The 21,544-nt window shown below is 30.7% G+C and carries 16 protein-coding genes; 5 read left to right on the plus strand and 11 right to left on the minus strand.

From position 1 onward, the window contains the following. Nucleotides 1-54: 54 nt before the first annotated feature. Entirely contained in the window at nucleotides 55-2,298 is a 2,244-nt protein-coding gene (locus INR78_RS05545) for a ribonuclease R family protein (RefSeq protein WP_223077815.1), read from the minus strand. A gap of 695 nt (nucleotides 2,299-2,993) precedes the next feature. On the opposite strand from INR78_RS05545, the gene rpiB reads away from it, so the two are divergent. From rpiB to INR78_RS05560, 3 genes are read left to right on the plus strand one after another with little or no spacing between them, the layout of a single operon-like run. Next, the gene (gene rpiB / locus INR78_RS05550; RefSeq protein WP_027879351.1) at nucleotides 2,994-3,425 is read left to right on the plus strand and encodes a ribose 5-phosphate isomerase B; all 432 of its coding nucleotides are present in this window, start codon (nucleotides 2,994-2,996) and stop codon (nucleotides 3,423-3,425) included. Nucleotides 3,426-3,429: 4 nt separating this feature from the next. After that, on the plus strand, nucleotides 3,430-4,344 hold the full coding sequence (locus tag INR78_RS05555; protein ID WP_223077816.1) for a cation diffusion facilitator family transporter: 915 nt from the start codon (nucleotides 3,430-3,432) through the stop codon (nucleotides 4,342-4,344). 4 nt (nucleotides 4,345-4,348) lie between these two features. Further along, a complete protein-coding gene (locus INR78_RS05560) occupies nucleotides 4,349-4,798 on the plus strand; it encodes a GNAT family N-acetyltransferase (RefSeq protein WP_223077817.1) in 450 nt (149 codons plus the stop codon). A gap of 3 nt (nucleotides 4,799-4,801) precedes the next feature. Here INR78_RS05560 and INR78_RS05565 read toward each other — a convergent pair whose 3' ends face one another. The 9 genes from INR78_RS05565 to INR78_RS05605 form a co-directional block, all read right to left on the minus strand. Beyond that, entirely contained in the window at nucleotides 4,802-5,671 is an 870-nt protein-coding gene (locus INR78_RS05565) for an OmpA family protein (RefSeq protein WP_223077818.1), read from the minus strand. A 44-nt stretch (nucleotides 5,672-5,715) separates the two neighbouring features. Next, nucleotides 5,716-7,350, minus strand: a complete 1,635-nt coding sequence (locus tag INR78_RS05570; RefSeq protein ID WP_223077819.1) for a S41 family peptidase — start codon at nucleotides 7,348-7,350, stop codon at nucleotides 5,716-5,718. After that, a complete protein-coding gene (gene rnpA, locus INR78_RS05575) occupies nucleotides 7,334-7,720 on the minus strand; it encodes a ribonuclease P protein component (RefSeq protein ID WP_223077820.1) in 387 nt (128 codons plus the stop codon). The genes INR78_RS05570 and rnpA overlap by 17 nt, the downstream gene beginning before the upstream one ends. 4 nt (nucleotides 7,721-7,724) lie before the next feature. Beyond that, nucleotides 7,725-8,522, minus strand: coding sequence for a S24 family peptidase (locus INR78_RS05580; protein WP_223077821.1), 798 nt, complete (start codon nucleotides 8,520-8,522; stop codon nucleotides 7,725-7,727). A 92-nt stretch (nucleotides 8,523-8,614) separates the two neighbouring features. Further along, the gene (locus tag INR78_RS05585) at nucleotides 8,615-9,976 is read right to left on the minus strand and encodes a hypothetical protein (RefSeq protein ID WP_223077822.1); all 1,362 of its coding nucleotides are present in this window, start codon (nucleotides 9,974-9,976) and stop codon (nucleotides 8,615-8,617) included. A 10-nt stretch (nucleotides 9,977-9,986) separates the two neighbouring features. Then, nucleotides 9,987-10,490 carry a hypothetical protein gene (locus INR78_RS05590; protein ID WP_223077823.1) on the minus strand — a complete coding sequence of 168 codons (504 nt, stop codon included), beginning with the start codon at nucleotides 10,488-10,490 and terminating at the stop codon, nucleotides 9,987-9,989. A gap of 102 nt (nucleotides 10,491-10,592) precedes the next feature. After that, entirely contained in the window at nucleotides 10,593-12,416 is a 1,824-nt protein-coding gene (locus INR78_RS05595) for a M1 family metallopeptidase (RefSeq protein WP_223077824.1), read from the minus strand. A gap of 72 nt (nucleotides 12,417-12,488) precedes the next feature. Continuing rightward, complete coding sequence (locus INR78_RS05600) at nucleotides 12,489-14,102, minus strand: S8 family peptidase (protein WP_223077825.1); 1,614 nt, start codon at nucleotides 14,100-14,102, stop codon at nucleotides 12,489-12,491. A 24-nt stretch (nucleotides 14,103-14,126) separates the two neighbouring features. Further along, on the minus strand, nucleotides 14,127-14,987 hold the full coding sequence (locus tag INR78_RS05605; protein WP_223077826.1) for an MBL fold metallo-hydrolase: 861 nt from the start codon (nucleotides 14,985-14,987) through the stop codon (nucleotides 14,127-14,129). A gap of 216 nt (nucleotides 14,988-15,203) precedes the next feature. Between INR78_RS05605 and INR78_RS05610 the strand changes: the two genes are divergently transcribed. After that, nucleotides 15,204-17,057 (plus strand): sodium:proton antiporter, encoded by a 1,854-nt coding sequence (locus INR78_RS05610; RefSeq protein WP_223077827.1) that lies wholly within the window; start codon nucleotides 15,204-15,206, stop codon nucleotides 17,055-17,057. A gap of 56 nt (nucleotides 17,058-17,113) precedes the next feature. Here INR78_RS05610 and lepA read toward each other — a convergent pair whose 3' ends face one another. Continuing rightward, entirely contained in the window at nucleotides 17,114-18,910 is a 1,797-nt protein-coding gene (lepA, locus tag INR78_RS05615; protein WP_027879363.1) for a translation elongation factor 4, read from the minus strand. Nucleotides 18,911-19,068: 158 nt separating this feature from the next. On the opposite strand from lepA, the gene INR78_RS05620 reads away from it, so the two are divergent. Beyond that, nucleotides 19,069-21,471, plus strand: coding sequence for a TonB-dependent receptor domain-containing protein (locus INR78_RS05620; RefSeq protein WP_223077828.1), 2,403 nt, complete (start codon nucleotides 19,069-19,071; stop codon nucleotides 21,469-21,471). The last annotated feature ends 73 nt before the right edge of the window (nucleotides 21,472-21,544 follow it).

Below are 21,544 nucleotides of genomic sequence, written 5' to 3' on the forward strand. Positions count from 1 at the left end.
ATGTTACAGGTTTATGTTGCTAATAAATCGTTGATTAAAGGTAAATAATCAAATCTACGCTTCGTGTTTACCAACTAAATCAAAATCTAAATGACGTTTTACTAAATCTGCTTGTTTTACTTTTACAACAACTTCGTCTCCTAATTGGTACATGTTTTTTGTTTCGCGTCCAACAAGTGCAAATTGGTCTTGATCAAACTCGTAATAATCATCTTTTATATCTCTAATACGGACCATTCCTTCGCATTTATTAGCAATAATCTCGACATAAATTCCCCAATCGGTTACACCAGAAATTACGCCAACAAATTCTTCGTCTTTATGATCTTGCATAAACTTAATTTGCATGTATTTTATGCTATCACGTTCGGCTTTTGTCGCTAAATTTTCCATATTACTTGAGTGCATACATTTTTCTTCATAAATTTCTTCATTTGCACTTTTCTCACCATCTAAATAACGTTGTAATAAACGATGCGCCATAACGTCTGGATAACGTCTAATTGGCGATGTAAAATGGCTGTAATAATCAAAAGCTAATCCGTAATGTCCTATGTTATGCGTGGTATATTCGGCTTTAGCCATAGTACGAATTGCTAAAGTATCTACTAAATTTTGCTCTTTTTGACCTTGAACATCTTCTAATAATTTGTTTAATGAAGATGAAATACTATCGCGACTTTTAAAGTTTAATTTATGACCAAATCTAGCAACTACGCCTTGTAAAGCAGCTAATTTACTTTCGTCTGGCTCGTCATGAACACGATATACAAAGGTTTTTGAAGGTTTCATTTTAGAAACAAACTCTGATACCTTACGGTTAGCTAATAACATAAATTCTTCTATTAACTTGTTAGCATCTTTACTGGTTTTAAAATGAACGCCTGTTGGATTTGCTTGTTCGTCTAAAGTAAATCTTACTTCAACTTTATCAAAACTAATTGCTCCAGAACGCATACGTTTGCTTCGCATTTTCTTTGCTAATCGGTCTAAAACTAAAATTGCTTCGGCTATTTCTGGTTGTGTATTGTATGTTTTACCAGTAAGTGAAACGTCTTCTGGAATTTCGGTTTTTATGGATGATATTTCTGTATTATTAGAAATAACAAAATCTGTGTTATTTTCTATAACAGCTTGTGCTTCTTCGTAAGCAAATCTTGCATCACTATAGGTTACTGTTCTACCAAACCATTGGTCTTTAATTTCGGCTTTTTCATTTAATTTAAATACTGCCGAGAATGTATATTTTTCTTCATGCGGACGTAAAGAGCAAGCGCCATTACTTAATATTTCAGGAAGCATTGGCACTACTCTATCTACTAAATAAACAGATGTTGCACGCTCATAAGCTTCATCATCTAAAATGGTACCTTCTTCTAAATAATGAGATACGTCTGCAATGTGTATTCCTATCTCAAATAAGCCATTTTCTAAAACTTTAAAGGATAGTGCATCATCAAAATCTTTAGCGTCTTTAGGATCTATGGTAAAGGTTAAATCTTTACGCATATCGCGACGTTTCTTAATTTCTTCTGGTTTAATAGAGGTATCTATTTGATTTGCAAAATCTTCGACTTCTTTTGGGAATTCGTACGGTAAACCGTATTCTGCTAAAATAGCATGTATTTCAGTATTGTGTTCTCCTGGTTTACCAAGGACTTCTTTTACACGTCCGTTTGGTGAATCTGCTTTTTCTGGCCAATCTACTAACTCTACTAAGACTTTATCACCATCTTCAGCTTTATTAATTTTGTTAATAGGCACAAAAATATCTGTAGTCATTTTGTTAGAATCTGGGACTACAAATGCAAAATTGTTCTTTTCGTGTATTTGTATAACACCAACGTATTGCGTTTTTGCACGCTTAATAATTTGTGTTATTTCGCCTTCTAATTTACCGCGTTTACGGCGTTTAAAGACATAAAGTTCTACTTCGTCACCATCTAATGCTTTATTAACATTGTTAGAGGCAATAAAGATATCTTCTTCAAAAGCATCACAAATTACATAGCCAGATCCACGTGAAGACGCATCAAAAATACCAGTGTGATACTCGGTATTTACAATAGCTTTAAACTTACCACGTTCTACTTCTTCAATCTCTTGCTTAGCTTTAAGCTGCGCTAGTTTTTTTATAATTTGGTTACGACTACTAGCATCATTAACGCCTAATTTGGCTGCAATCTGCTTATAGTTAAAGGTTTTATTTCGTTCTTTTCTAAGTATATTTAGAATAGTATTAGTTAAGTTGGAAATCTTATTATGACTAGGTTTCCTTTTCTTTTTCTTTTTTGACATTTATATTTTTTAATGTATTGAATTTCTAAAGTTAAGTGAAATTCGGTTTATAATTAACTTAATTAGTGGGAAGAGAAAGTGATTAAGTTTATACAAAGCTACATTTTTAAAATTAAAATAGAATTAAGGAAGCGTTAAATTAAAGACTTCAAACGTTATTCACATTTATATTATATATACTTTCTTTTCTTTTAAAAATTTAAAAAAATAATTGTAATGATTATTACTTGTTAATAGCGGTATAACTTTTTGAAGTTTTTATTTGAAATTAAGTTAAACTTGTTCTATTAACAACTTATTAGAGTATTAACTATCTGATTTTAAAGTCTAATTAATATGTTATTAACAACTGTTTATAACGTAAATTGACAATTAACTTTTAATAAATACTTTTAAAATTGACGTTGAAAATTGACATTTTAGTGCTAATAAGTTTACAAAAAATTAAGGTTAACTATTTTGGTTGTTAACTAAACGTTACGGATTGTAAATTTTAATTAATAATCCAAATAAAAGTTTTAAAAAAGAATAAGAAGATATTAACAACTAATCAATACTTAAAGTAAAGAAATTAACAATTAATTGAGTTATTAACTTTTTTAGTTATTTAAAGATAAGTAACTATATAAAGATTATTAATAATGCTAAGCAATTAGTAACTTTGAAGCACTATAAACAACACAACATCAATTATTATGAAAATTTCAATAGGTAACGATCACGCTGGTACAGAATATAAATTTGCTATAAAAAAGCATTTAGAGGACAAAGGTATTACAGTTATTAATTATGGTACAGATGCATCAGATAGTGTAGATTATCCAGATTTTGTACATCCTGTAGCTAAAGATGTTACAGATGAAGCTGCAGATTTTGGTATTTTAATTTGTGGAAGTGCTAACGGTGTAGCTATGACAGCTAATAAACACCAAAAAGTAAGAGCTGGCGTATGTTGGACTAAAGAAATTACAGAACTTACCCGTTTGCATAATAATGCAAATATTATTTGTATACCTGCACGTTACACCGCTTTACAACAAGCTATTGCTATGGTAGATACATTTTTAGAGACTAAATTTGAAGGCGGAAGACACCAAAATAGAGTAGAAAAAATACCTATGTGTTAATAAGATGGATCACCATCATACACATAATCACAATCACGCACATGATTTAAGAGGAAAAAAACTTTTAATATCTATCCTTTTAAATATTGGTATTACCGTAGCACAGATTATTGGTGGCTTTGTTTCTGGTAGTTTATCATTACTTAGTGATGCTTTACACAATTTTACAGATGTTATTTCTTTAATTGTAAGCTATTTTGCTGCAAAATTATCAAAGAAAAAAGCGTCTAATAATAAAACTTTTGGTTATAAACGTGCCGAAATTTTAGCCGCATTTATAAACGCTTCAACATTAATAGTAATTGCTATATTATTAATTATTGAAGCTGTAAAACGCTTTCAGAATCCTGAAACTATAGAGTCTAATCTTGTTATTTGGTTATCTCTTTTAGCTATCATTTTTAATGGATTAAGTGTCTTATTATTAAGAAAAGATTCTCAAACCAATATCAATATAAAATCTGCATACTTACACTTATTAACAGATATGTTAGCAAGTGTTGCCGTGTTAATTGGTGGTTTATTAATGAAGTACTACCAAATATTTTGGATAGATAGCGTATTAACATTTTTAATAGGTTTATACCTAATTTGGGTTGGTTACGCTTTGTTAAAAACCTCAACAAAAATGCTAATGTTATTTACGCCTTCGCATATAAATGTAGAAGATGTTGTAAAACGTGTTAATAGCTTAAAGCATATTAAAAAATTACATCATGTACATATATGGAATTTAAATGATGACGAGCTTCATCTAGAAGCACATTTAGATTTAGATAAAGATATTACAATCACGCAATTTGATGCTATTTTACAGCAAATAGAGCAGTTATTACATGACGAATTTGATATTAATCACGTTAATATCCAACCAGAATACAAAAAGGAAGATCCTAAAGATATAATTGTACAAGATTAAATTTATGCTAAACATTAAAGTAAAAACATTTAGTCAATTAACTACAAAAGAACTGTATGATTTACTACAATTACGTAGTGAAGTCTTTGTAGTAGAGCAAGATTGTGTATATCAAGATATAGATGGAAAAGATCAAATAGCACTACATGTTTTAGGTTTTAAAGATGAAGTTTTAGTTGGTTATACAAGAATTTTTAAACCTGGAGATTATTTTGAATTAGCAAGTATTGGTAGAGTTGTAGTTAAAGAAAATGAACGTAAACACAAGTATGGTTATGATATAATGGATGCATCTATAAAAACTATTAAGGATGTATTTAACACGACAGATATTAAAATTTCTGCACAGTGTTATTTAAAACGTTTTTATAATAATTTGCAGTTTTTTGAAGTAGGAGATCAATATTTAGAAGATGGTATACCACATATTGCGATGATATACGAAGATAAATAATGATTATTTTTTATCTGCAATATAGGTAATCAAGATTTCTACACGTCTATCGTATTTAGGATCACCACCAAGAGGAAATTTACGACGTAAACCGACATATTTCATGCGTTTTTTATCTACACCTTTACGTGCTAAATAATCATAAATATATTTTGCTCTAGCTACAGATAAATTACGTTTTTGTGTTCTTTTATCTACAGCATCACGACTATTTTGTGTACAACATACATGACCTTGTATAGTAAAATAGACGTTTTTCTTTGCGACTAAAATTTTAGCTAATTTTTCTAAAGTTTTTTTAGAATCTGAAGTAACATAACTGTAATTAGTTTTAAAATAAATTTTATCCAATCGTATTTTATCACCTGTTTTTATGTTACCATTAGCTATATCTTCAGGTGTTATTTTTTTGTCTTTATTAGAAGTTTTATCAACAACTGTTTCTTCTGTGTTTTGCTCTTTTGTAGCTAACTTTTTAGGTTTAACTATAATTTCTACTTTACGGTTTAAACCTCTAACTTTGTTTACTTCGTCTTCTTTTAAAACTTTTAATAAAATTTCGCCTTTACCATTAACATTGGTTATTAAGTTTTGATCAATACCATAATCAGCAAACATCATTTTTATAGCATCTGCTCGGTTTTGAGAAAGCTCTAAGTTATAATCATTGGTACCACGATCGTCACAAAATCCATAAATTGAAATTTTATCAATTGTAATGGTGTCTAGTGTAGAAATAAAAAGCAGAAGTCTGTTTTCTTCTGTTAAAGGAACATCATATTCGTCAGTATTAAAATACACATCATGTTTTAATTCGCTTTGCGAAAAAATAGACGTGTTTATTAATAGAAAGATGATTAAAAAGTACTTCATTTTAAATTGCTTAACCACTAAATATAATAAATTTTTACTAGATTTTAATTTAAATATCTATTGTATTTACTTGGGTTAACCAATATTTGTGTTGCTGTTTTAATCTCTTGATTATTTACTTTATAGTAGTCGTACAGTCCTTCTCTATATACATAACGTTTTACAATCTCGTCAGTTAGTAGATTAACTAATTGTGTTTTATTTTGGTCTACAGTTTGTGTCTTAGTTTTGTCTAAATGTTGTAATAAAGCATTGTATTCTTTTTGAATATCATCATTTAAATTTTCTGTTTTAGAGACTTCAAAAGCTTTTTTAAGCGCTTTTTCTGTTTCGGTTTCAAACTCAAAACTAGAGTTTTTTAAATGATTTTTAAATGCATTAAAATCTGTATCAGATAATTTAAAACTATTGATATCTTCAATTTGATGATTGTAATAATACTGTGTTGCAAAATCAAAAATAGCTTGACTGTTTAATATAGCATCTGTAATTGCAGAATTTTTTGTTGTTTCTAAAGCTTCATCCGGAAAAACACCGCCACCATCATAGACTTTTCGTCCGTTTTTGGTTTTAAACTCATGATAATTTTCTTGCTTTATACGTACTGCGTTACCGTTTTCATCACGATTCCAGTAATCTAAAGATTGTATACAACGTCCTGAAGGCGTGTAGTATCTAGAAATTGTAACTTTAAGTTGTGTACCATAAGTTAGCTTTTTTGGTCGCTGTACTAAGCCTTTACCAAAACTACGTGCACCAACAATTACAGCTCTATCTAAGTCTTGTAATGCACCAGAAACAATCTCGGAAGCAGAAGCACTACGACCGTTAATTAATACTACAACAGGTATTTCTGTATCTACAGGTTCGTTTTTTGTATAATAGGTTTTATTGTATTTTTTAACCTTAGATTTTGTAGTTACTACCAATTGTCCTTTTGGTACAAAAAGGTTAACAATATTAATAGCTTCGCGAAGTAATCCACCAGGATTATTACGTAAATCTAATATGATGCTTTTTGCGCCTTGTGCCTTTAAATCTTTTAAGGCATACTCGGTTTGCATAGACGCTTTTGCATTAAATTTTTGAAGTACAATGTAACCTGTAGTTTCATTAATCATAGAAAAATGAGGTACAGCATTAATTTCTATTTCAGAACGTGTTAAGGTCGTTGTATTGGTTTTTCCTTGACGTTTGTAAGTAACTTTTAATGTTGAATTTGGTGCTCCTTTTAATAAGTTTGAGGCATCATCTTCGTAACCATCTACTTTTATACCATCTATTTCTATAATTTCGTCACCAGCTTTAAGACCAGCTTTGTCTGCTGGATAATCTTTATACGGCTCTACAACAACCAATTTATCTTTTAAAGTTCTAATTTTTGCACCAACGCCAGTATAATCTCCTGTACGACGTATACGCTCTGCTTCTACATCTTGCTCGTTATAAAATTTGGTATACGGATCTAAATCGTTAAGCATATTTTTAATGGCATTATCCATTAAATCTGCAGGATTAGTCTCGTCTACGTAATTCATATTAAGCTCTTTAAAAAGTGTGGTAAAAATTTCGATTTGTTTAGCTATTTCGAAAAAATCACTTTTAAAGGCGCTTCCAGTTATAAAAATAGTTAACGCAAAAACAGGAATTAATAGGCGTTTTTTAAATATCTTTTTCATTCTTCTCTATATTAGAAACTTGGTCATTAAATTTAGTGAGTAATGCCTTCATTTTTTTATCGATAATCTTAAAATCCGGCATTTCTTTACTAATATATAAAATCATTAGCGTGTAATGGTCTAACTTATTGTCTATTAACAGATTTTTATTAAGTCTGTAGCCTTCACGTAACAAGCGTTTTACTCGGTTACGATGTACCGCTAGTTTAAAATTTCGTTTGCTTACAGATACACCAACTTTTAATTGGGTTTGGTTATCTAAATAGACCATACGCAAAGGATATGTCGAAACAGATTTTCCTTCAGCAAATAATTGCTCAATTGCTTTTTGGCTTTTAAGTTTTTCGTCTTTGTTGTAAGTGTAGCGCATTAATTTAGTTTTTTAATGCTTCTTGAAGCTGTAGTAATTTACTTTCAAGCTCGTGTAAACGGTCATAAACATCCATTGGTTCTGGTATTTGTTTTGATGCAAACATTGTGACGTGCCAAACTTCCATAATGTCTTCTGCATTTATGGTGTATGTTGGATAATTTCCGTTTGTGTTATCACTTTTTAAAATAAGTTGTCCTTTTTCTTCAATATTATTGATAATTCGTTTTAAAACAATACCATCATTTTTACTGACAATAACGTAAACACGACCATTTTTAATATCTTTTAAATCTTCTACATATTGACCAAAAACTAAATCGCCATCTGCAAATGTGCTAAACATAGAATTGCCTTGTACTTCAAAACACCTATAGGTTCCATTAGTAAGTTGTGGCATATGAAACGTTGGTAAAGTCTCGATATACTCGCTATCTCCGTAACCATCTAAATAACCAGCTCTTGCTTTTACTGGAATGTAGACTACGTTTTCTTCATCGTTTTGATTAACAGCAACTACTTTTGGTATTCCAGAATATGTTTGAATTTTATCCATATCTTGCTTTAACATCACATCACTTTTACCAAAAAGATAGTCTGGATTGATGTTAAATTGGTCTATAATCGCACTTAACACATCATAACCAGGTTTGGTTTTTTTACGTGTCCCATCCGGTTGAGGTCTACCATTAACAATGCTATCTATAGTTGTTCCGGTAACACCAATACGTTTTGAAAATGCATAATTATTAAGCTGAAAATGATTGATTATAGCGGTTATTTTTTGATCTATTTGCTGCATGTTTCTTAAAAGAAAGGTCTTGAAGACTTATAATTTAAGCTAAGATATGAAAATTCAAACATTTGTAGTGAAAGAGAAAAAGAGTAATTTTATCATAACCAAGGAACTTTTTCAACTCTATTAGAAGGATATAAATTTTTATTGCATCTGTTCATGTATTCTCCTTTATAATTTAAAATATAAAGTATAGACATTTCTATATACCAAATGCATAAATCTAAAACTTCATATTTTAAATCTAATGAAAGAGTTGTTATTTTATTTCTTTTATCCATTTGTGAATGGATAATTGCATTTCTAATTTGAACTATAACATCTGGAGCATCACTATATTCAGAGCTTTGTTGTATAAGTTCATTTAAATTAGAAAAAGAACCAGGCACTTCGGAATTTATGGATAGCTGAGATAAAAGTAATCTAATTTTATTCGCTGCGCTTATATTGTTAGCATCACCACCTTTTATTAGTTTTTTTCTTTCAATTACTAACCAATTGTAAATTAATTCCAATGCAGTTTGAGCCATAATAATAGAGCCTTCAACTTTTCCAGAATTATTATTAGATTCAATATACCAATGTATTACAGACTTCAAAAAATTTCTATCATTTTCATTTTTCCATAAATTTGAAAAATTGACGAAAATATCATTCATTTCATTATCAAACCTTGACATTGTCCAACTTGTTGCTTGCTTAAAAATTTCAAAACTATAATTTGAGTAGTCAGTCCAAAGTATTTCATTTTGAAAAGAACCTTGAAGAAAGGTTGTTTCAACTCTTCTTCCGTTTAGAAATGAAAGAAATGAATTAATGCAACTAAAAAAAGATTTAGCCTTTTCTAAGTTAAGACTTTTATTAAGTAATAACTTACCTGAATAGAGTAGTAAATATCCACCAGATAGTTTTAAATCTTCTTTCCTTACAGAATAGTCTATTAATTTATCTAGAACTAATTTATAATTTTCATTTTTAAATATTATTCTATTTTGCGAGGTAGTTATATTTTCATTTAGAACTCTTTTTACTGGACTACCATGAAGTTCTTTAAAATTAGCTAATGAAAAACTAATTTCTTTAACTTCAATTGAACTATCACCTAACACAAAGTCTTTAATAAAAACACCTTTAAGTTCAAATTCATCAGTCTTATGTCCAATTTTTCTATTAGTTATAAATACTTTACCAGAATCTAAATTATTTATTAATAGACTGAATTCTTTCGAAGAATCTAAATTAAAGTCTAATTCGGATAGAACGTTACCCTTAAATACAGCACCTTTTTCAGGAAACCAGTGATATTCAATAATACCTTTTAATTTGATTTCATTTTCATCATTTATCAAAACATAATTACCTTCATAAATCTTAATGATTTCATTAGGGTAATTCATTTCTACAGGTAATTCTGTAATTAATGGAATGTTTTCAAAAATATTATTGATATTATCGTTCATAGTAAAAGGATTAAAACAAAAACATCAAACGTTCTTGATCGTCAGGTAAGCCAATAATATTGTTAGCATAATCGTTTTGATAAACTAAGTCTCCTTTTTTAATATAACCTTCAGCTTTTGGCATGCAAGCGCTCCAAGCACCAGAAGGTTTGCAGTCGTTAACATCTAATTTTACAATGGTATGATTATCCACAGTGATTACTACATTTTTAAAGTCTTTAGCTTTAGTTAAAGCATCTTTAATATTGTCTTTGTTTAGCTTAAAAACTTCGGTTGCAAGGTTGGTAGCTTTTGTTTTAAAGGCTTCAATTGGATTAGCAGACGTGTCTTTTTCTAAGCTTTTAATATCTTTTAGAAAAGGTAAATCTGCGTTAGTTTCAGTATTTTTTTTAGTGTTTTGTGTAGTAGTTTCTGTATGTGTTGTGCTTTCTACTTTGATATCTACTTTTTCTTTTTGGTTGTCTTTACAACTAAGTGCTAATACTAGAATTAATACGTAGGCTAAATGTTTCATTTTTTTTGATTTTTATTGAATAGCTTTTCAAATATAGAGTTTTAAGAATAAAAAAAGCTTCAACAATTGTTGAAGCTTTTAATTTCATTTTAATAGATAGTATTACTCTAATGTATTGTTGGTTTTATCAACATCTGCCATTAGTTGTTTTGGATCTATTGTAATGCTTTTTATAGCGCTTTTAGGCTTGTTTATACTAAAACTATAGGTTGGATATGCCCAAGCCCAATCATTTAATATTTTTACGTTTGAAGCTAACGGTTTTTCGCCTCTCATTATTCTTAAAGGAATATTATACCATTCAGTTGTTCCGTCTGTATATTCTACTTCAATATCTAAAGGCATTGGCATTAAGCCTTTACGCTCTAAATTTACTGTTGTTATGCTATTATTTTCTTCTGTAGAAGTTACTGCATAATCAATAGTATTAGTTGTTTGTGTCCAATCTATTAAGTACCAATCTAACTCTAAACCAGACACTTTTTCGGCAGTTCTAATAATATCAATAGGTGTTGGATGTTTAAAAGCAAAATCGTTAAAGTACTTTTTAAGTGTTTTTTTAAGGTTGTCTTCACCAATAATGTAACCTAATTGAGATAAAAATACAGAACCTTTATTGTAAGCTGTTATACCATAAGCCATATTAGTTTCGTAACGATCTGCATGAGTAGTTTGTGGTTTTTCTTTACCAGATTTTGCTAAATAAATGTAACCTCTATAAGCATTTGCGTTAGGAATTTCTTTCCCTTCGTTCATCACAAAATTCATAGCATGATCACTAATGTAACTAGTAAAACCTTCGTCCATCCACTCGTGTCTAGCTTCGTTTGTCGCTAATAAAAATTGAAACCAAGTATGTGCTAACTCATGTGCTGTTACACCAACTAAACTACCAAAGCTACGTTTACCTGTAATTAATGTACACATAGCGTATTCCATACCGCCATCACCACCTTGAATAACAGAATATTGATCGTACGGATATTTACCTACATTTTCAGAAAAATACTGCATTAACTCAACAGTTTTTGGTTGTAAGTCTTTCCAATATTTTAAGTTATCTGCTGGTAAATCTTTTTTATAGTAAAAATGAAGCATTGGTCCGTTTGGAACTTGCATAGTATCATGAATATAATCCGGATCTGCAGCCCAAGTAAAATCATGCACACTAGGCGCTAAAAATTGCATGGTTTTTTTGTCGCCTTTAATTTCAGGTTCGCCTTGTAAGTAACCAGTACCACCAACAACGTAATCTTTATCTATGGTTAAGTTAACTTCAAAATCTCCCCAAACACCATGAAACTCGCGTCCTATGTATGGATCTGCATGCCAACCTTCAAAATCATATTCGGCTAACTTAGGATACCATTGTGTCATAGAAAGTGCAACACCTTCGGCATTATTACGACCAGAACGACGAATTTGAACAGGTACTTGAGCATCAAAATCCATTGTAAATGTTACACTTTGTCCTGGTTGAATAGGTTGAGCTAACTCTACTTCTAAAACAGTTCCAACCGTTTCATAATTAATTTTTTTGCCGTCTTGTTTTAGGCTATTTACGTTGATATAACCAATCTCGTTAGGTTTTAATTTACTTATACGATCGCCAACTCTAGAATCTGGATCTTCAATAGTACGAGAACGCACATCCATTTCGCTACCTGGTTGAAACGCATTAAAGTATAAATGATAAAACACTTTATCTAAAACGTCTGGCGAATTATTTGTATACACTAACGTTTGTTTTCCTTGGTATTGATAGTTGTTAACATCCATATCAATATCCATTTTATAATCTACATGTTGTTGCCAATATGTAGAGTTTTTTTCAGCTGAACTTTCTGTAGTTGAAACCGCTTGTTTTGTAGAACTACAAGCAGTTAAAAAACCGAAAGCAATGGTAAGAAGTAGTAATTTTTTCATTCTTTAAAAATTTAGTTGAAATAAAAAAGCCTCAACAGTTTTGGGTTGAGGCTTTTTGTATCTTTTTATGTATTAATTAGCAACTTGAGATGCCATAATTAAAGCATTGTAAGCGTTAACTATTTTTGCAGATTTACTAATATCTGATAGCGTTTTAACGTTATTAGCATCACCACCAACAATTACCTGAGATTTTACTGGTAAACCAGAATTCATGATAATTTGTTTTACTTGAGAAGCTTTTAAGTCAGGATATTGAGACCAGATTAAAGCTGCAACACCAGCAACTGCTGGAGCAGCCATACTTGTTCCTCCTTTAGTATCATATTCATTCTCTGGAGTTGTAGAGTATACTTTTGCTCCTGGAGCAAATACATCTACATTTTTAAGACCGTAGTTAGAAAAACTTGCAATCATTTTTGTACCGTAACTAGGCGCTAAAGCACCAACACGAATGTAAGTATCTGAAATCTCTACAAAATCAACATTATCATCAGGGAAGTTTGGTTCTACATCTACATCTTTACTATCGTTACCTGCTGCATGAACAAAAATTACATTTTTATCACTAGCGTATTTAATAGCATCTCTTACCCAATCAGAATGAGTAGAATAGCTTTTACCAAAGCTACCGTTAATAATTTTTGCACCGTTATCTACAGCATATCTAATAGCTTTAGCAATATCTTTATCATACTCGTCACCATTTGGTACTGCACGTAAAGACATAATTTTTACATTGTTTGCAACACCGTTAGCGCCTAACCCATTATTACGTTCTGCAGCGATAATACCAGCAACGTGTGTACCGTGACTTTCAGACTTAACAGAAGGCATTACGTTGTTGTTTCCGTAACCTGGCTTATCATCAAAATCATCTGGATTATCTCCTGTTGTGCGACCGTTAAAGTCTTTATTTAAGTTGTAGTTTACTTGGTCGGTAAAATACTCTACACCACCTTTTATTTGCTCTTTAGCTTCTTTCATAGACGTTAGACCATTTCCGTAGATAAAATTAGCAACACCAACAGCATCTTTTAATGCTTGGTCTTCTGTATTGATTGCTTTAACTTCTTCTGCAGTGTAATCTTCTTTACCAAAATGCTTTGTTAACACATCGTGTGCTCCAGAAACTTGAGCGTAAATTTGGTCATAACGTTGTTTACCAGAAAGCGCTTCTTGATATTTTTTGTCTAGTTCTGCAACAGCTTCAGCATATCTTGGTATGCTAGCATTACCACTAGCTGCGATACGCGTCATTTCTAATCTTTCGTTGTATGCATCACCTAAGAAATTCCATCCATGGATATCGTCTACATAGCCGTTTTTATCATCGTCAATGCCGTTTCCTGGTATTTCGTCTGTGTTTGTCCAGATTACTCCATCTAAATCTTCGTGTTCGATGTCAATTCCAGAATCGATTACAGCAACTATAATTTGTTGTCCTTTTTTTCCTTTAATAATTTCGGCGTAAGCCTTATCCACACTCATCCCAGGAATGGTGTCTTTTACTAAATCTAAATGTCCCCAATTATGTGCTTCTGCTTCTGTTAAAGGCGTTTCTTTAATTGGCGTATTGTCAATATTTTCAATTGGAGTTGAAAGGATTGGTGCATTACCACCACAGCTTGAAAGCACAACTGCTGCAAATGCAGACAGCATTAATGGCTTGTAATTAATTGTCATTGCTTTGTCTTTGTGTTTGTTTTGTTAATTAAATATATCGTTGCACGTGTAAGTGTCTTTTAATCGTACGCCTTTTTCGGTATGTTGTACGGTTATAATTTCGTTGTGTGCATCGTGTTCCAAAAATAAGTAATAATTATTATCTGCCGCTAGGTTTAAGAATTTTTCTTTCTCGTCTAACGTCAGTAATGGTCTTGTATCATAACCCATTACAAAAGGTAAAGGCAGATGTCCTACGGTAGGAAGTAAGTCTGCCATAAAGCAAATGGTTTTTCCTTTGTAATTGATCATTGGTATCATTTGCTTGTCTGTGTGTCCATCTGCAAAAAAGATGTCAAAGCCAAGTTCTGAATTTTTTAAAATATCATCTTGCGGAATACTTGTAAATTTTAAGTGACCGCTTTCTTCCATTGGCAAAATATTTTCTTTTAAAAATGAAGCAACTTCACGACGGTTAGGTTGTGTTGCCCATTTCCAATGGTCTTTATTGCTCCAAAAGTGTGCATTTTTAAAGGCTGGTTCTAATTTAGTACGGTCTTTATTGTAATTTATGCTTCCGCCACAATGGTCAAAATGAAGATGTGTCATAAATACATCTGTGACATCATCTGTAGAAAAACCTACTGTTTTTAAAGATTTTTCTAAACTATCATCGCCCCAAAGATGGTAATAGCCATAAAACTTTTCACTTTGTTTGTTACCCATTCCTGTGTCGATTAAAATTAATCGATTACCGTCTTCAATTAATAAACAACGCGCAGCAATATCAATCATATTATTACTATCTGCAGGATTGGTTCTGGTCCATAAAGATTTTGGGACTACACCAAACATAGCACCGCCATCTAATTTAAAATTTCCAGCTTGTATTGGATATAATTTCATAAAAGAAAGATGATTTAATAAGTTGCTGCAAATTAATAATTATAGAAGAAAGCTTAAGTCTTATTAGGGAATTATTAAGAAAAATAGAATAATTAAATTATTTGTTAAATTGACTTAGAATTAAAAAATGTAATTTTTTTATGTATTTGACTAAATTTGGGTTAAAATTTATAGCATAAATTTTAGAATTACTATTTTCACGCAAAACAAGTTTAAATGTTAGAATTAGCAGGAATAATCATTTTAGGAATATTAGCACAATGGGTAGCATGGAAGTTTAAAATCCCAGCGATTTTACCCTTAATTTTAATAGGATTACTAGTTGGTCCAATTGCTGCAGAATTTATAACAGACGATGGTTCTAAATGGATAGAACCAATTTGGAATGAAAGAGAAGGCTTATTTCCTGGAGAAAGTTTATTCTATTTTGTATCCTTAGCTATTAGTATTATTTTATTTGAAGGTGGATTAACCTTAAAAATGGCTGAAATAAAAAACGTAGGTCCTGTAATTACTAAATTAATTTCTATAGGGTCTATTGTAACATTTTTTGGCTCAGGTATTGCAGCACATTATATTTTTGAATTAAGTTGGGAAATTTCTTTTCTATTTTCTGGATTAATCATAGTTACTGGTCCAACTGTAATTACACCTATTTTAAGGAATATTCCTCTAAAAAAAGACGTATCTGCTGTCTTAAAATGGGAAGGTATTTTAATAGACCCAATTGGCGCTTTAGTTGCCGTATTAGTGTTTGAATTTATTAGTGTAGATGCTGGAGGCGAGTTTACCAAAACAGCCTTAATAGAGTTTGGTAAAATTGTACTTTTTGGTGCTACATTTGGGTTTACTTTTGCACATGCTTTAAACTTTATTATTAATAAAAAATGGGTGCCACATTATTTGCTTAATGTATTTGCTTTAGCAGCAGTTTTAGGTGTTTTTGTGCTTTCAGATGCATTTGCACACGAGTCTGGATTATTAGCTGTTGTGGTTATGGGTATGGTTTTAGGTAACTCTAAATCACCATATTTAAAAGACTTATTATATTTTAAAGAATCGTTAAGTGTTTTATTGATTTCGATTTTATTTATTCTTTTAGCTGCTAATATTAATTACAGCGATTTACTTTTAATCTATAACTGGAAAACCGTAATATTATTTGCAATAGTTGTGTTTGCAGTAAGACCTATAGGTGTATTTTTAAGTACACAAGGTTCTAAATTAAAACTTAACGAAAAACTATTTATTAGTTGGGTTGGTCCACGTGGTATTGTAGCTGCTGGTATTGCGTCTCTTTTTGGTTTAAAATTAGCCCGAAATGGTGTTGCAGGAGCAGAATATATTACACCATTAGTCTTTGTAATCGTATTAGGAACAGTACTTTTAAACGCAACTACAGCTCGGTTATTTGCTAAGTTGGTTGGAGTATTTTTAACAAAATCTGGTGGAATTTTAATCGTTGGTGCCTCAAAAGTATCTAGATTAATCGGACATTATTTAGAATCTAACGGAAGACATGTTGTACTTATTGATAGTAATCAAAACAACATAAATAAAGCTAAAGAGTTAGGCTTAGAAGCTATCAATACCGATATTTATTCTCAAACTTTAATTGATAATATCGAATTAAATGACGTTGGTTATTTAATGGCATTAACAGGAAATAGCGACATTAATAAATACGCCATTAACAAATTTGGAAAACAATTTGGAGAAAACGGCGCTTTTAGATTAGTGTCTTCTTCTGAAATGGCAGATAAAAATAATAATCCAAAAGAAGGTTTATTTTCTCATACTGATGATTTTAATTCTTTATCTGAAGTGACTAGAAAATATCCTAGCATTCAAGAAATTGAAATAATAGATAAAGAACATTTAGACGACTTAATTAAGACAACTAATAATGATAAGGACATTATTCCTTTATTTATTAAAGATAATGAAGGCGAGCTACATATTATTTCATCTTACAATACCGAAATTACAGATGTAGAAAAAGGCTATCATTTAGTCTATCTAGGAAAACCTTTAGATGTCGAAAAAGTAGAAACAGTACAAAGCTCTTAAAAACAAAAAACCTTCAGTTAATGCTGAAGGTTTTTTATATGTATAAGGTTTAAGTTTTAATCATTCAATTTTAAAACTGCCATAAACGCCTGTTGAGGTATTTCTACATTACCGACTTGACGCATACGTTTTTTACCTTTTTTCTGCTTTTCTAAAAGTTTTCGCTTACGCGAAATATCTCCACCGTAACATTTCGCTGTTACATCTTTACGTAACGCTTTAATAGTTTCTCTAGCAATAATTTTTGCTCCAATAGCAGCCTGAATTGGGATATCAAACTGTTGACGTGGGATTAATTCTTTTAACTTTTCACACATCTTTTTACCAATATGATAAGCATTATCTGCGTGTATTAAAGCCGAAAGCGCATCTACATTTTGTGCGTTTAGTAATATATCTACACGTACTAATTTTGAAGCACGCATACCAATTGGATGGTAATCAAAAGAGGCATAACCTTTAGATACAGTTTTTAAACGATCGTAGAAGTCAAAAACAATTTCTGCTAATGGCATATCAAAACTAAGCTCAACACGCTCGGTAGTTAAGTAAGTTTGGTTGGTGATTTGCCCACGTTTTTCAATACATAAACTCATTACATTACCAACAAAGTCTGCTTTGGTAATAATTGTAGCTTTAATGTATGGTTCTTCAACACGATTTAAAGTTGAAGGTTCTGGTAAATCTGATGGGTTATTAACAATAATAATTTCATCTGGATTTTTATTGGTAAACGCATGGTAACTTACGTTTGGTACGGTTGTAATAACGGTCATGTTAAACTCACGTTCCAGACGTTCTTGGATAATTTCCATGTGTAACATTCCTAAAAACCCACAACGGAAACCAAACCCTAATGCAGCCGAGCTTTCTGGCTGAAATACTAATGATGCATCGTTAAGTTGCAGTTTTTCCATAGAGGCACGAAGCTCTTCATAATCTTCAGTATCAACAGGATAAATACCTGCAAATACCATTGGTTTTACATCCTCAAAACCGCCAATTGCATTTTTAGTTGGGTTAGCAGCATCGGTAATGGTATCTCCTACTTTTACTTCTTTAGCTTCTTTAATACCGGTAATGACGTAACCAACATCTCCAGCTTTTATTTCTTTTTTTGGTAACTGTTTTAGTTTTAATGTACCAACCTCATCAGCACCGTAAGTTTTTCCTGTAGCGATAAACTTAATTTGTTGGTTCTTTTTAATAGAACCATTAATAACTCTAAAGTAAGTTTCTACACCTCTAAAAGGGTTGTAAACCGAGTCAAAAATTAAGGCTTGTAAAGGTTCATCTTCGTTACCTTTAGGAGCAGGAATACGCTCTATAATTGCTTTTAAAATATTGTCTACACCAAAACCTGTTTTTCCACTAGCGTGAATTACTTCTTCTGGGTCACAACCTAATAAATCTACAATATCATCGGTAACCTCTTCTGGATTAGCACTTGGTAGATCTACTTTATTTAAAACAGGAATAATTTCTAAGTCATTTTCTAACGCTAAGTATAGGTTAGAAATAGTTTGTGCTTGTATACTTTGTGCTGCGTCTACGATTAGTAAAGCACCTTCGCAAGCAGCGATAGAACGAGAAACTTCATAAGAAAAATCTACGTGACCAGGAGTATCAATAAGGTTAAGTACATAATGTTCACCTTCATGAATAAAATCCATTTGAATGGCGTGAGATTTTATTGTAATACCACGTTCACGTTCTAAATCCATGCTATCCAAAAGCTGATCTTGTTTTTCGCGTTCGGTAACAGAACCAGTGTAATCAAGTAACCTATCTGCAAGTGTACTTTTACCGTGGTCAATATGTGCAATAATGCAAAAGTTTCTAATGTTCTTCATAGTCCAAATATCTTCATTAAAAAAGATGTTGCAAATATAATGTAATTATTAAGGATTTAAATATATTTATTAATAAGGTAAATGATTGAAAATTGCGGTTTTTCCCACAAGGAAAAGTAATTAACAATTATTATCTTGCACGACCTATTAATTTTTAAATGAAATACTTAGCCAATATTTTATTCTATTTACTGTCTTTTTATGCTATTGGGCAAGAGGCGACCATTACTGGTCAAGTAGTAGATCAAAATAACCAACCACTATCTTTTGTTAACGTTTTAGTTACAGATGCATCAGATAATTCTATAGTAAAAGGAGCAAGTACAGATGAGTCTGGAAAGTATATTATTACTGGATTAGACTTTAAAGCCTATATTTTACAAGCTACATTTTTAGGTTTTGAAAGTTATACTGAAAATTTAACTATAGCTAACACTACATCTATTAAAAATATTATTTTAAAAGATAGCACAGAGAATTTAGAAGAAGTTGTTGTTACAGCTAATAAACCAACCCTTAAAAAGGAAGCAGATAGATTAATTTTTAATGTTGCAAATACTTCTTTAATAGAAGGTACAATGTTAGACGTCTTACGAAGCACACCAGGTGTTTTGGTTTTAGGCGGAAATATTTCTGTTAAAAATAGCACTCCAACAGTGTTTATTAATGGCAGAAAAGTGCAACTATCTGCATCAGAAGTAACACAGTTGTTAGAAAACTCTTCTGCAAATAGCATTCAAAGAGTAGAGGTTATTACCAATCCTTCTGCTAAGTATGATGCAGAAAGCGGAGTTGTTTTAGATATAGTAATGACTAAAAACTTAATAACAGGTTACAGAGGTAATGTGTTTTCTAATTACACGCAAGGTGTTTTTCCTAGGTATAATGCAGGAATCAATCAGTTTTACAAAACCAATAAAGTTAATATTAACCTTAACTACAACTATAACCAAAGTAAGATTAACAGAGATAATATTAACGAAATAAATTATTTAGATAATAACAACGCTATTTCAGAGAATTGGTATTCTACTTTAAATAGAAATACAACTTCAAAAACACACAATGCAAATTTAAATTTTGACTATTTTTTAAGTGAAAGAAGTACGCTTAGTCTAACATCTAACTTTTTGTATTTACCTTATTTTGATTATTTGACAAGAGGAAATACAACAGTAAATGATTTACAAGGAACTAATAATTATAATTTTAATGTAAATAATAATTCTAGTGATGATAAATATAATCTTGGAATAGATTTAGATTTTGTACAAAAGTTTAAAAATGAAAGTTCTTTAGCTATTAATGTGCATATGACTAAATATGATTATGAGAGACACCAACAAGTAGAATCTCAGTATTATTTTGTTAACAGTAACTCTAATTTTGACACTGCTTTTACAACAGATAATAATCAAACAACAGATATTATAACATCACAAATAGATTACAATACGGCATTAAGTGATAACTCTTCTTTGTCTACAGGAATAAAAACGTCTGTAATTAATACAGACAGTGATATTACTCAGTTTGATATAGATCCAAATACAGGAAATACAACATTTAACAATCAAAACTCTGATACTTATCATTATGATGAGTCTATTTTTGCTGCATATTTAGACTATCAAATAGATTGGGAAAAATGGAGTTTTTCAGTAGGATTAAGAGTAGAGCAAACAGATATTGAAGGTCAATCTATAAGCACAAACGGATTAAATAACCAAGATTATTTAGAATGGTTTCCTACACTTAATTTGAGTTGGCAAACTTCAGAAAATATAAATCTATACACTAATTATAAACGTAGTATTAACAGACCAGATTATCAAGATTTAAATCCGTTTAATTTCTTTTTAAACGATAACACAATAGCAACAGGTAACCCTTTTTTACAACCAACATTTACCAACAAATTTGTTTTAGGAACATCTATAAAAAGCAGATATACTTTTGAATTTTACTACAAAGACATATCAGATCAAATACATGAAATTCCAATTCAAGACAATACCAACAACATTTTAATCTATCAACCAACCAATATTGGTAAAGCAACAGATTTTGGTTTAGATTTTATAACATATTTTGATGTTTCAAATAGCTGGTCTGTTTATTTTGTAACATCTTTTTATAACATACAAGAAGAAGCTTTTTTAGACAATCAAATAGTTAAACAAGATCAATGGAGCAACTACTCTGTGCTTAGTAATGATTTTTCATTTTTAAAAGACAAAAGCCTATCTGCTAATTTTACAGTTATTTACACAAGTAAAAATTTACAAGGGTTTCAAACAGTAGATGGTCGTTTAATATCAGATTTGTCTATTAGTAAAAAGCTATTTAAGGATAAAGCAACATTGTCTTTAGCTTTTGCAGATTTATTTAATAAGCAAGATTTTACTGTACGCACTAAATATGGTAGACAAGACAATTATAACTTCCATAACCAAGATAATAGATATGTTAAGTTAGGTTTTAGTTATAAATTTGGTAATACAAGTTTACAGACTAACGAACGTACCAAAGATAAGAAAGAAAGAGACCGATTAGAGTAAGAAAACAATCTTATTAACTAATAAAACGTTTTTAACATAAAAAGACCGTGTAACATAAAGTTATATGGTCTTT

Origin of the sequence: Mesoflavibacter sp. SCSIO 43206 (assembly GCF_019904215.1) — a bacterium.
GTDB classification, from domain to species: domain Bacteria; phylum Bacteroidota; class Bacteroidia; order Flavobacteriales; family Flavobacteriaceae; genus Mesoflavibacter; species Mesoflavibacter zeaxanthinifaciens.